General features: G+C 63.0%; 9 protein-coding genes, 1 tRNA gene and 1 pseudogene. 7 read left to right on the top strand and 4 right to left on the bottom strand.

What is annotated here, in order from left to right; all coding sequences use genetic code 11:
- The first annotated feature begins 48 nt into the window (after positions 1-48).
- The 5 genes from CSW59_RS11655 (at position 49) to CSW59_RS20955 (ending at position 6,595) form a co-directional block, all read left to right on the top strand.
- On the top strand, positions 49-651 hold the full coding sequence (locus tag CSW59_RS11655; RefSeq protein WP_099444189.1) for a hypothetical protein: 603 nt from the start codon (positions 49-51) through the stop codon (positions 649-651).
- Between the two features lie 71 nt (positions 652-722).
- The gene (locus tag CSW59_RS11650; RefSeq protein ID WP_099444188.1) at positions 723-1,985 is read left to right on the top strand and encodes an outer membrane beta-barrel protein; all 1,263 of its coding nucleotides are present in this window, start codon (positions 723-725) and stop codon (positions 1,983-1,985) included.
- Positions 1,986-2,033: 48 nt separating this feature from the next.
- On the top strand, positions 2,034-4,253 hold the full coding sequence (locus CSW59_RS11645; RefSeq protein WP_099444187.1) for a polysaccharide biosynthesis tyrosine autokinase: 2,220 nt from the start codon (positions 2,034-2,036) through the stop codon (positions 4,251-4,253).
- Positions 4,243-6,174, top strand: a complete 1,932-nt coding sequence (locus CSW59_RS11640; RefSeq protein ID WP_099444186.1) for an O-antigen ligase family protein — start codon at positions 4,243-4,245, stop codon at positions 6,172-6,174. Before CSW59_RS11645 ends, CSW59_RS11640 begins: the two co-directional genes overlap by 11 nt.
- 268 nt (positions 6,175-6,442) lie before the next feature.
- On the top strand, positions 6,443-6,595 hold the full coding sequence (locus CSW59_RS20955; protein ID WP_201722783.1) for a hypothetical protein: 153 nt from the start codon (positions 6,443-6,445) through the stop codon (positions 6,593-6,595).
- Between the two features lie 179 nt (positions 6,596-6,774).
- Here the strand turns inward: CSW59_RS20955 and CSW59_RS11635 are convergent, their stop codons facing one another.
- Positions 6,775-7,593 (bottom strand): transglutaminase-like cysteine peptidase, encoded by an 819-nt coding sequence (locus CSW59_RS11635; RefSeq protein WP_099444185.1) that lies wholly within the window; start codon positions 7,591-7,593, stop codon positions 6,775-6,777.
- A 257-nt stretch (positions 7,594-7,850) separates the two neighbouring features.
- On the opposite strand from CSW59_RS11635, the gene CSW59_RS11630 reads away from it, so the two are divergent.
- Together CSW59_RS11630 and CSW59_RS11625 are read left to right on the top strand one after the other, a co-directional pair.
- A complete protein-coding gene (locus tag CSW59_RS11630; RefSeq protein WP_099444184.1) occupies positions 7,851-8,639 on the top strand; it encodes a metallophosphoesterase family protein in 789 nt (262 codons plus the stop codon).
- 86 nt (positions 8,640-8,725) lie between these two features.
- Complete coding sequence (locus tag CSW59_RS11625; protein ID WP_099444183.1) at positions 8,726-9,322, top strand: polysaccharide biosynthesis/export family protein; 597 nt, start codon at positions 8,726-8,728, stop codon at positions 9,320-9,322.
- A 388-nt stretch (positions 9,323-9,710) separates the two neighbouring features.
- On the opposite strand, the gene CSW59_RS11620 is transcribed toward CSW59_RS11625, so the two are convergent.
- The 3 genes and pseudogenes from CSW59_RS11620 to CSW59_RS11610 form a co-directional block, all read right to left on the bottom strand.
- A tRNA-Arg gene (locus CSW59_RS11620) sits at positions 9,711-9,787 on the bottom strand.
- 67 nt (positions 9,788-9,854) lie between these two features.
- Positions 9,855-11,170, bottom strand: a pseudogene (locus CSW59_RS11615) (NCS2 family permease).
- 253 nt (positions 11,171-11,423) lie between these two features.
- The gene (locus CSW59_RS11610; protein WP_099444182.1) at positions 11,424-12,386 is read right to left on the bottom strand and encodes an ABC transporter ATP-binding protein; all 963 of its coding nucleotides are present in this window, start codon (positions 12,384-12,386) and stop codon (positions 11,424-11,426) included.
- Positions 12,387-12,512: the final 126 nt, after the last annotated feature.

Below are 12,512 nucleotides of genomic sequence, written 5' to 3'. Positions count from 1 at the left end.
TCTGGGCTAGAGCATTCGTTTACATTGTCCTAAAGGGACGCCGTTAATTTGGAGGGAGCATTCATGGCTTCTCATCGCGTTCGAGCGATCGCTATCAGCTTGGCCGTCGCGCTCGCGCCTATGGGCGCTGGCAACGTCTGGGCTCAAACTGCGGCCCCCACGGCCGCTTCGCTGCAGTCCGCCATTGCAGCCGCCGCTCAGGAAGCCGCCTCGCAGCCTGGTTTCGCCGCGCTGTCGTCTGCGGCGAAGCTCGCGGCCATTGAGGCAGCTGTTGCGTCCGCGCTCGCCGCTAGCGGCGCTTCTCCCGCGGCAATCGCTGCGGCTCTGATCCAAGCCGTTTCGTCCGGCACGGTCTCGGCTGGCGTTGCGATCCAGGTGGCCGCTGCGGTCGCTCCGCAGATCGCTCAGCAAGTCGCCGAGGCTCCGGCCGTTCAGCAGCAGCTAGCCGCGACGGGCCAGACGGCGACCGTCACAGCGACGGCGGCGACCACGACTGATGGCGCTCCCAGCGTTCTGGTCAGCCTTCAGGGCGCTGCTTCGACGGCGACGGGCGGTGACGCTGCGACCGGCGCTGGCGGTGGTACGACGACGGTCACGCCGGCGCCGTTCGATCCGTGCGCTGGCGTGGTTGCTGCCTACTGCGGCGGCTAAACAACTATAGTCTCGAGGCGGACCGGCGCGTCACGACGTGCGTCGGCCGCCACCTTCTGGTGGGGATAAACATGCGACTCCTAATGTGCTCGGCCGCCATGGCCTGCATCGCCTTGACTGTGCCTCAGGCCGTCCAGGCTCAAGATCTCGGCTCTAACTTCAAGCGCGATAAGAACGTCAGCGTTCGTCAGCGCCCGCGCCCGGACTATGAGGCGGCGGGGCAAAAGGCTGGCGGCTTCACGCTTTATCCGCGGATCACGGTCGATGCCGAATACAATGACAACATTTACGCTGAAGTGACGGGCAAGGACGACGACACCATCTGGCGCGTGAAGCCAGAGTTGGCGGTTCGTTCGGACTGGTCGCGTCACGCGCTGGGTCTGTTCGCCGGCGGTAATCTCATTCGTTATTCGAACAACGGTTCCGAAGACGCGGAAGAGTATACGGTCTCCGCGAATGGCCGGTTGGACATCGCGCGCGGTTCTAACATCACCGGCTCGGCCCAAACCCAAAACTTGGTTGAGCCGCGCACCTCGCCCGATGCACCCACGGCGGCGGGCAAGCCGGTGAAGTATGATCTTAACCAAGGCTCGATCGTTCTGACCAAGGAGTTCAATCGTCTTCGCGTCACCGGCCGCGTCGAAGACAAGGACTTCAACTACAAGGATGTTCCGCAGAGCGACGGTACCGATACTGTCGATCAGGACTTCCGTGACCGCAATGAGCTCTACTACGGCGGTAAGGCCGAGTACGCTGTCGGCCCGGATACCGCTGTCTATCTGTCGGCGACGGGTAACAAGAAGGACTACGACACCAATGTCGTCGCCTCTGACCGCTCGTCCGACGGTTATGTCGTTGGCGTTGGCGCCAACTTCGACGTCTCAGAGCTGGTGCGCGGTGACGTGCAGGTCGGCTACATGAAGCAGACCTATGATAACTTTGGCGAGATCGACGGCCTCAATGCCGTTGGGCGCGTGGAATGGTTCCCGACCCAGCTGACGACAGTTGGCGTCAATGGCTCACGGACGATCGAGGAATCTACGGCTGCGGATTCGCAGGGTTACATCTCGAACAACATCGGCGCGTCGATTGACCACGAGCTGATGCGTAACGTCTTGGTGTCTGCGGCCTACTCGCACGGCAAGGACAACTACAAGGGCGTTGATCGCGACGACAAGCGCGACAACTTCTCGGCGACGGCGACCTACCTGTTGAATCGCCGCGTGGGCCTGTTCCTGACCTATAACTACCTCAAGCAGGACTCGTCGGGCGCCCAGGCTGGCGCTTCGTTCAAGGACAACAAGCTGATCGCGTCCGTCGCGCTTCAGTTCTAAGAAAAACGTCCACGAAACGGCAATCAATGCCGATTACTGAGAGTGGTTATGGACGGCTCCGGTTATGAAACTTCGAACGCTCCGGTGAAGGACACCGGAGCGTTGTCTTTTGATCTGAACATCGTGATCGCGACTTTCAGGCGGCGATTCCGCCTGTTCGCGGCAGTGGGCGTCGTGGTTTTCGCCGCGGTCGTTCTGTTCACCCTGCAGCAGACTCCGCGTTACACGGCGATCGCCCAAGTGATGCTGGATGTCCGCAAGGAGCAGGTCACCGACATGAGCGCGGTGCTCTCTGGTCTGCCGGCGGACTCGGCTGTCGTCGACACCGAGGTTGAGGTCCTCAAGTCCCGCTCGCTGGCCGCGCGGGTCGTAAAGGACCTGAAGCTCGAAGAAGACCCTTACTTCAACCCTTACCTGCCTCAGGCTAAGGGGGCGACGGCTTGGTTCTCTTCGCTCAAGAAGGCGGCCGCCCCGGTGACGGTGACCGATCCGGTGGAGATACAGCGTCGTCGCGAGCGGATCGTTGACAGTGTGCTTGGTGGTTTGAAGGTGCGGCGGGCGGGCCTGACGTATCTGATCTCGATTGAGTATACGCACACCGATCCTCGTCGCGCGGCGGATTTGGCGAACGCCTTCGCCAATCTTTATCTGACGGAACAGCTTGAAGCTAAGTTCGACGCTACCCAGAAGGCCAATGAATGGCTGGATACACGGGTGGGCGAGCTCCGCGACCAAGTCGCGCAGGCTGACGCCGCTGTTCAGCAGTACAAGATCGCGAACAACCTGCTGAGCGCCGAGGGGGCGACCCTTACGGAGCAGGAAATCTCGGGGCTGAACCAGCAACTGGCGCTTAGCCGCGCAGCCCAGGCCGAAACCGATGCTCGCCTGTCGATTGCGCGCCAGCAGTTGGCTCGCGGGAGCACTGGCGAGGATGTTGGCGAATCTCTCAATTCGCCGGTTGTCCAACAGCTACGCAAGCAGCGGTCGGAAAAAAGCGCGCAAGTGGCCGATCTCAGCGGTCGGTACGGCGACCGCCATCCTGATCTGCTGAAGGCCAAGCGCGAGCTCGCCGACATCGACACTCAAATCCAAGCCGAAATCCGTCGGATCATCTCGAACCTGGAAGCTCAAGCTCAGGTCGCGCGTCAGCGGACGGGCTCGGTCGCCTCCAGCGTTTCGCAATCCAAGGGTACGCTGGCTGGTAACAATCGCGCCACGATTGGTCTGGCGGAACTGGAGCGCAAGTCCCAGTCGGTCAAGACGCTGTACGAGACGCTGCTCTCGCGCTTCAAGCAGACGACCACGCAGGAAGGCATCGAGCAGGCTGACGCCCGCGTCGTGTCGCCGGCCAAGATCCCGACGCGCGCCAGCTATCCCAAGCCGTCCTTGAACCTTGCCCTTGGCCTGGTTCTGGCCTTGGGCGCGGGCGTCGCCTCGATCGTTCTCGCCGAAATCCTGATGGCCGGTCTGTTCACCGAGGACGAGGTCGAGCGTCGTCTGGGCCTGCCCTATCTGGGAGCGGTTCCGTCTCTGGACACGACGGTGGATGACGCCAAGACCCTGCGGGGTGTGACGCCACCGGAGTACCTGTTGGCCAAGCCGCTTTCGAGCTTCGCTGAAAGCCTCCGGAAGTTGCGGGCGTCGATCCTGTTCTCCAAGGTTGGGGAAACGGTGAAGGTGATCGCCGTGACATCGTCCCTGCCGGGCGAAGGCAAAACGACCACCACCTTCTCGCTGGCTCGAACGCTGGCGACGTCCGGCGCAAAGGTCATTGTCGTCGACTGTGATCTGCGTCAGAGCGCCATCAGTCAGTTCCTCAAGGAGCCGGCGAAGGTGGGCCTGTTGGAGGTGCTGAACGGCGTTGCGACCCTGGAGCAGGCCTTGGTCGACGACGAGAGCGGCGCGCATATCCTGCCGCTTGCGAAGACGTCCTACACGCCGCGCGATGTGTTGGGCTCGGCGGCGATGCACCGTCTGCTGCAGGAGCTTCGTAGCCGGTATGAGATCGTGCTGCTGGATACGGCGCCGCTTCTGGCGATCGCTGACACCCGCATCCTCGCGCCGCATACCGACGCTGTGGTCATGCTGGTCCGGTGGAAGAAGACGCCTGTGAAGGCGGTCCAATCGGCGCTGGCGCTTCTTCAGGGAACGCGGGCGTTTATCGCCGGTGTCGCCCTTACCCAGATGGACCTCAAGGCCCAGTCTCGCTACGGCTACGGCGACTCTTATTACTATTACGCCAACTATCGAAAGTATTATGCGGACTAAAATGAAGCCGGGCGTCTCGCCGTCGCCCGGCGCCGCTAGAACCCGAAAACTGCAAGGTTCCGAGGGCGTCGCGATCGGCGCCCTCGTTGCTTTGGTCATGGCCGAGATCGCGGCTTTCGGCGCCAGCGACGTGGCGGTCGCCGCCGTGTTCGGAGCTCTGCAGGCGCTCTTTCTTCTCGTGCTGCTGGCGACATGTGGCTGGGCCCGGCGCGTTCCCAACATCCTGACCTCCCCGTGGCCTGGCCTTCTGTTCCTGGCCGTTCTGATCGGAGCGGCCTGGCCCTTAACGCCCTTTGGTCCCGGTGGGCCCCATCCTGTCTGGGCCTATATCGGTCAAGGCGGCGGCTCTATCACCGTGGACCGGTCCGCCCTTATCCTGAACCTACTACGGCTACTCGGGCTGGCGTGCCTCTTCAACGCGGCCTGGATTATCGGTGCGTCTGAAACTCGTCGCCGCGCTTTGATCTGGTGGCTTCTACTGGCCCTGGGCGCATTCGCCGCCCTGGCCATAGTTGATAATGTCACGCTGCGAAGGGGCGGGCGGCTGGCGGCGACTTTGCTGAGTCCCAATAGCGCGGCCACGCTGATGGGCATTGGCCTGGTGTTTGCTTTGGCGTTCTTCTCGCAAGCGATCCAGAGAGCCGGGGGAACACTTCGTCTGGAGCGGCTAGGCCTGGATGCGAGTTTGGCCTTGGGCGCGGCTGGCGTGTTCGCGGTCGCCCTGACGATGACAGCCTCCCGCGCGGGCCTATTCTCCAGCGTGATCGCCTTGGCGGTTCTGCTGACCTGGCAAGTCCTGGCTCAAGGGCGAAAGGTCAGAGCCATGGCGATCATCGGCGGCGCTGCGGCGCTGCTCGTGGTCGTCGGCGTGGCCATGCGGAGCGCCGATCTGGCGGCCGCCCGGCTAGAGAACCTCGAAAACGACATGGCTTCGCGCCAGATCATCTTCGATGCGCACTGGCAGGCGTTTCTTGGCTCGCCGTGGTTCGGTTTCGGCCTCGGCTCGTTTCCAACCGTCAATCAACTGATCACGACCAGCGAGACGCTGAACGTCCTTTATGACGTACGAGCGACGCATAACCTTTATCTTCAGTGGCTTGAGGAGGGCGGGATCATCGCCGCCGCCTTGATGGGGGTCTGGGTGCTGGCCGCGCTTTGGCGCGCGGTCCAAGAGGGCCTTAAGCCTGGCACGTCAGGAGCGATGGCGCGCGCCACCGTAGCGGCGGGCCTTCTGGTCTTGTTGCACGGCCTCTCGGACTTCGCGGCCCAAGTACCGGCCCTTCAGGCTCTGTTCGCAGTCGGTCTTGGCGCCGTCACGGCCGTGCCGCCGTCGCGCCGGGCGCCAGCGACCATGAAGTGGGGGGGCTTCGCGTTCGCCGGGGTTGTTCTCGCCGGGTCTGTTCTATTCAGCGCACCCTTAGCGGTCTCGCGTTTTGGCGGCGACATGGCTTGGATCCCGACGGCGTCTGCGGATGTCTTGGCGGCGAGTGTCGAGAAGGGTCTAGCGCGTGAAACCAAGGACCCCGCCGCCCAGAAACAGATGTTGGCTCGCGCTCAGCGGGAGTTGGCGATGCGGCCAGCCTCGGGCGGCGCGTGGCTGAGGCTCGCGGCTGTCCAGTTTCAACGTGGCGACGTGGCGGCGGCCAATATCGCGCTCGATCATTCGCTCTCGGTGGCGCCGCTCCAGACAAGCCTCTTCCTGAGCCGTACGCGCCTCGCTTACGAGCATTGGGGAGCCCTGACCCCCGCCGTCCGCCAACAGGTCATGTACCAGGCCCGTGTTGAGTTCGGCCGGGGCGGCGGACCTAAACGCCTGACCGCGCTGGCGAACAGTATCCGAGATCCTGCGGGCCGGATCGGTCTGGCGTTCCTGATCGTGGCCGAGCGGGCTAAGCTTCAGCAGGCGAAAGCTGTTCAATAGGCGCTTTTGCATGGTTGGAGGCGCTACGAGCTCTCGCTAGAGGCTCGGGGGCAAGTCGCCGCCATGTAGCTGTGGCGACTGGGGTGAGGCCGACATTGCCCAACGAGATCTCGCCGATTGCAGGGTCCATGTCACCGCCAGTTGTCGCGCCCACAATCCACAAGGCGTCTTTGCGTCCGGCGAATATGTTTAATCGAGATAAACCCTGATTTTTCACGGCCTATTACAGTCGTCACGGTACACCTTCGACAAGCAGGAGTTGTAGTCGATGGTCGACGCCGAAATCTCTTTCTCCCCGGTGGACATGCCTTTGCCGGCACACGATCGTCGCTTGGCGCCACTGACGGGCCTGGGTTTTGCGGCGCTGGCGTCGATCGGCCTATGGGGTCTTTTGGCGCTGGGCGTGTCGCAACTCTTCTAGTGTCCAACAGTCGTTTGGCCTGAAGGGCAATCTTATAGCATCAACGCCCGCTCCGCTTGTCGGGGCGGGCGTTCTGCTTTCCAGATGTTCCTGTCTTTTCGCGGACTGCGTGAGATGGAAATGAGAAAAGCCCCGGATCCTGATCCGGGGCTTCTTGAGGCGCTGTGTCCGCGCGGTGTCTAGGCTAAGCTCGTCCATAGCGCCGTGCCGGGGACCTGGCGTTGAACCCAACGGTAGTTGAGGTCTTCCCACGGAGTCGCCCAAGGCGTGAGGTTATCTAGAACCCAATCGCCGCTCTTCAGGGAAACCATCAGAACTGCGTGGCTCTCGCCGCGTGCGGTGACCGCCACCGCCAGAGACAGAGCGCTTGCAGGCACGCCAGCGGCCACCAGTTGGCGGCGCTTCTCAAGGGCGTAATCCTCGCAGTCGCCGTAAAGCTTGCCATTGATCTGACGCGGCAACGACCAATACTCGGGCTGGCCATAGAGATCCAGGTCGCTTGCCTTCTTGACCTCGCGGTTAACTGCTTGGTTGATCTGGTTGAGAACCTTCAGTTGTTCCCGCTCGCCGCGCCCCATCCAGGCCAGAATGGCTGAAATGGAAGCATTCTCGGTTTCGACCACGCTGGCGTCCTGATCCCTGGTCGTAGGTTCTATCAGAGCAACAGGCGTCGCAGCGCCCGGCACTTCAGCCATGGGGGGACGCTGCTCGGCGCTCGGGGATGTTGCCTGCTCGTCCTGGAACGGGTGAGGCGCGTTCACGCCGACCGACGAAGTCGGCGCGGGCTTCGACGGCGGGGCAAGACCCATTAACGCCAGCTGGCTGGACGGCAGGCCGCAGGTCGCGACATCGCGCCGGCAAAGCTCTGCGAAACCCATGGGCGCACCGACGCCCCCGCCGCGCGGCATGAAGGGCATTGAACCGGCATGAGCATTGACCCCAGCCGAGAGAGCCGAAGCGCTTAGTAGTCCGATAACAATGTTGCGCGTGTTGAACATGCTGACCCCGCTGTGTTCGTGGGGTCAATATTCATTCCGGGCGCAAATTTGAGCTGAATTTAGATGGTATAATAGAGATGTAATATAATGGTAATCTTGATATTAATTCTAACCGAGCCCATATATATTAGGTAAATTCATTGCGAACTGGTTTGCTAAATTCAGGGTTAACCGGCTCGCGCGCCGTTGAACTTGGCGTCCGCCTGAGGCAAAATTGGACGATCCTCACGGCGCCTGTCGCCGACCTGGCGAGCTCGATGTTCAAGTCTCTTTTTCGACCAAAGCAGTCCCTTCAGCGCGCCGCGTCCACTGATGGACGGCTGCTCTATGCCGTGGGGGACGTGCATGGTCGGCTCGATCTTCTGGACGGTCTGGTCGAGCGTATGACGGCGGATTTCCGCGCGCTGGGCCGCGACGATCGACCGGTCTTGATCATGCTGGGCGATTACATTGACAGGGGGCCGCATTCGGCGGCCGTGATCGACCGATTGATCGATTTGCGTCAACAATCGGCCGAAGGGCGTTTCGAATTGCGGGCCCTCATGGGTAACCACGAGGAGACGTTGCTGCACTTCTTGGACGACCCGATGGCCGGCCCATCTTGGGTGGAATACGGCGGCGGCGAGACCATGGCCTCTTACGGCGTGCAGCGACCCGTGGGGCGGGCGGAGCCCGAGGTCTGGGAGCAGACCCGTCTGGCGTTCCGGGAGGCGTTTCCGCCGTCGCACGAGGCTTTTCTTCGCCAGCTTGAGCTGATGGTCGTTTACGGCGATCACGTCTTTGTCCATGCCGGCGTGCGCCCAGGCCTGCCCTTGGAGCGCCAGGTCCCCGCCGATCTGCTTTGGATCCGCAATGAATTCCTGGACAACCCTCACGGCCTGGACGCCACGATCGTGCATGGCCATACGCCGGTGGAGGAGGTTTTCATCGGACGCGGACGGATCAACGTCGATACTGGCGCCTATGCGACTGGCGTGCTCACGTCTGTAAGACTTGACGGCGGTGCGCCTCAGATCATCCAGTTCAGTAAAGCGCGCCCGACCTGAGGCTTCGCCTTGTTCATCAGGCGGTCACGTGCAATGTGCAATTCCAATCTCTACGTCTTGTAAGTCTCAAGGTGAGAAGCTTCGCAATGATCGGTGTTCCGAAACTCTCTCGCGCCCTCTCCATGTTGGCGCTGGCGGTGTTCATGACGTTCGGCGCCATGACCGGCATCGCACATGCCCAGGTCGTTTCTCCAAGCGCGCCCGGCGTCGCGCCAGCGCAGTCCATGGATTACCTGCTCGGGCCTGCGGATAAGGTCCGGGTCACGGTTTATGGGGAGCCTTCGCTTTCCGGCGAGTTCTTCGTGACCGGCAGCGGCCTGATGTCATTGCCGCTGATCGGCGAAATCAAGGCGGGCGGCATGACCGTTGGCCAATTCCAGCAGGCCGTTCAACGGGCGCTCAGCGATGGCTATTTGAAGGATCCGCGTGTCAGCGCCGAGGTCCTGACCTTCCGGCCGTTCTACATCCTGGGCGAAGTCGAGAAGCCTGGCACCTATCCGTATACCTCGGGCCTGACGGTCCTCAACGCGGTGGCGACTGCTGGCGGTTTCACCTACCGCGCCGACAAGAAAAACGTCTGGATCAAGCACAACGGCGAGACGACGGAAAACAAGAGCGAACTGACGCCGTCGATCGTCGTGGCGCCGGGCGACACCATCCGTATCGGTGAGCGCTTCTTCTGATCTTTGCTGAGCGACGTTGAAAATGGGGCGTGGCGGGCGACCGCCACGCCTTTTTCGTGTCGGTTCGCTGAACGCTGCTTCGCGAGATTGAGACGCCATGTAAACAAAATGAGACACCGCGCCGTCGGCCCCGCCCGTGCCCCCTGCTAGTGTCCAGCTAGAGGGACATGATCGCCACCCGCCTCGGCGACGGTCCTTCAGGCTTGTCCGCCGTCCTGAAGGATATAGGCAATACGCAAGCCGTACCGGTGGCTGAGGACGGCGGTTAATCACTGCCGCCCCGCCCCTCAGCCGCAGGTGGGGGATTCCGTCCGTGAGCCATGGCGCTCGCGGGCGGATGTCCGCGCCTCAGAGGCGTTACGATCATCAGAATTTTCAGAGAAGCCGCTGGCGCACCCGACACGATTCGAACGTGTGACCTTTGCCTTCGGAGGGCAACGCTCTATCCAGCTGAGCTACGGGTGCATCCCTTGCGGGAAGCGGGTCTTAGCCGAAAGGTGGGCTCGGCGCAAACGGTCTTGCGGGGAGCGGCTTACGCCGCCCCCATGTAGATAAAGCGGGCGACGAAGAGGGCCGCCAGCACGAATAGCAGCCAGTCGCCTTTGCGAGCCTGGCCCCGCGCTAGCTTGAGTCCGGCATAGGCGGTGATCCCAAAGGCTAGGCCATTGGCGATCGAGAAGGTCAACGGGATGGCGATCACCGTCAGGAACGCCGGAATCGCCACGCCCGGATCTTCCCAGTCTACGTCGACCAGCGCGCCGATCATCATCGAGCCGACAATGATCAGGGCCGGCGCCGTGGCCGCGGCCGGGATCGCCTGAACCCAAGGAGCGAAGAACAGGGTGACGAGGAACAGGACGCCGACCACGATCGCCGTCAGGCCCGTGCGACCGCCGGCGGCGACGCCCGAGGCGCTCTCGATATAGCTCACCACCGTCGAGGTGCCGGCCAGCGAACCACCAATTGTCGCGATCGAGTCCGCCGTCAGGATCCGATTGAGGCGCGGTATCGTTCCGTCCGGTTGGACAAGGCCTGCCTTTTTCGTCACGGCGACAAGGGTGCCGACATTGTCGAACAGGTCGACGAACAGGAAGACAAAGATGACCTCGGCCAGGGCCATCCCCATGCCGCCGTTCAGGTGGAGCGCGGCGGGAACATCGAGCTTGAAAGCCGTCGCCGTGAGGGCGGCCAGCCCGTAGTCGCCAGGAGCGATCTTCGCCAGGCCCAGCGACCACGCCGCGACGGCGGCGACCAGGATGCCGATCAGAATCGCGCCTTTCACCCGCCAGACCATAAGCGCGCCCATCACGAGAAGGCCCAGGATCGCGAGAGCGGCGTTGGGCTTGGTCAGGTCGCCCATCGCCACGGTGGTGGCCGGATCGGCCACGATGATCCCCGCTTCCTTGAGGCCGATGAAGGCGATGAACAGTCCGACCCCGCAGCGACGGCGGAAAATAGCGGCCGAGGGATGGCACCGACGATCAGTTGCCGGATGCCGGCTACCGTCAGCACCAGGAAGGCGACGCCGGACAGGAACACGCAGCCCAGCGCCGTTTCCCACGGCAGGCCCATGCCCTTGACCACGGTGAAGGTAAAATAGGCGTTGAGGCCCATGCCCGGCGCGAGCGCGATCGGATAATTGGCGATGAGCCCCATCATGATGCTGCCGAAGCCAGCGGCCAGGCAGGTCGCGGCGGCGACGGCGGCGACGGGCATGCCCGCCTGGCCGAGGATCGTCGGATTGACGATCACGATGTAGGCCATGGTCAGGAAGGTGGTGAAGCCCGCCAGCATCTCGGTGCGCACCGAGGTCCCCTGCGCCGACAGTTTGAACATACGCTCGATCATTTCGCCGCGCCCCCGATGGTCGCCATGTTAGGCGTAACTATCTCGTACCGATCCCCGTGCACGCCGATTTCGGGGGACCAGCGCGCGCGGCGCCGCAGGCAAGGCGCGGCGAGGGTATCTTTCAGCGGCGTCACCAAAAACCCCACCAGACGCATCGCCGCCGCCCTCTAACGCAAATCGTGGCGAAGCTGGCGTGGCGTGGCGGGACTGGCAAGCGCGTTCGCCGCCTTCGGTCCCGTTGAATGCGCGCTGACTAGTCTTTGGTCGGATCGGCCGCGTTTGGATCGCCATAGGTGAGGGCGACGAAGACGTCCTCAAGGTCGGGGTCTTCGGTGGCGATATCCTTGATCAGCAAGCCACTGGCTCGTACCGCCGCGAGCACCTGCTCGACGCTGGACTGGCCGGTGCGGTAGCTGACCGCGAAGGCGCCGCCCGCGCGCAGCTTGGTCTCGAAGCCCACCAGGACCGGCGCCGCAGTCACCGGCTGCTCTGGCGTCACCACGACGTTGCGGCTGTCCATGCGGCGCAGCAGCGTCCCGGTCGGCTCGCAGGCCACCACCTCGCCGCGATTGATGATCGCGATCTGGTCGCACAGCTCTTGTGCTTCTTCCAGATAGTGGGTGGTCAGGACGATGGTGACGCCCAGCTCGTTGAGGCCGGTCACGTACTGCCAGAGCTGGCGCCGCAGCTCGACGTCGACGCCAGCGGTGGGTTCATCGAGGATAAGTACGGGCGGCTGGTGGACCATGGCCTTGGCGACCATCAGGCGGCGCTTCATGCCTCCGGAAAGTTGCCGCACATAGGCGTTGGCCTTGTCGCCCAGTCCAAGCGCGTTGAGCAACTCGTCGGTGCGACGCTCGCGCTTGGGCACGCCGTAGAACCCAGCCTGAACTTCCAGGGACTCGCGCGGGGTAAAGAAGACGTCCGCCGCCAGTTCCTGGGGCACCACGCCAATGGCCGCACGGGCGTCGCGCGGTCGCTGGTCGATGTCGCGGTCCCAAATCCGAACCGTTCCAGAGCTCTTGCGGACCAGACCGGCCAGAATATTGATGAAGGTCGACTTGCCGGCGCCGTTTGGACCCAGGAGACCGAAGATCGAGCCCCGGGGGACCTTCAGGTCGACGCCATTGAGGGCCCTCTTCTCCGGCGAGGTCTTGGTGGCGGCGTAGGTCTTGTAGAGGCCTTCAGCTTCGATGGCGTAGGCGGGCAGGTCCATGGATCGTCCAGATTGCAAACGGCGAGGGCGGAAACGCCGCCAGAAGGGCCTCAGGCGGTGCGCGTCGATTGACGGCGCCTTTCGGCGTCGCATAGGTATGCCTCGTTCGCGGTAACGCCAAGGCTG

Origin of the sequence: Caulobacter sp. BP25, assembly GCF_002737755.1 — a bacterium.
Taxonomy (GTDB): Bacteria; Pseudomonadota; Alphaproteobacteria; order Caulobacterales; family Caulobacteraceae; genus Caulobacter.
This window is presented reverse-complemented; position numbering and strand designations above follow the sequence as displayed.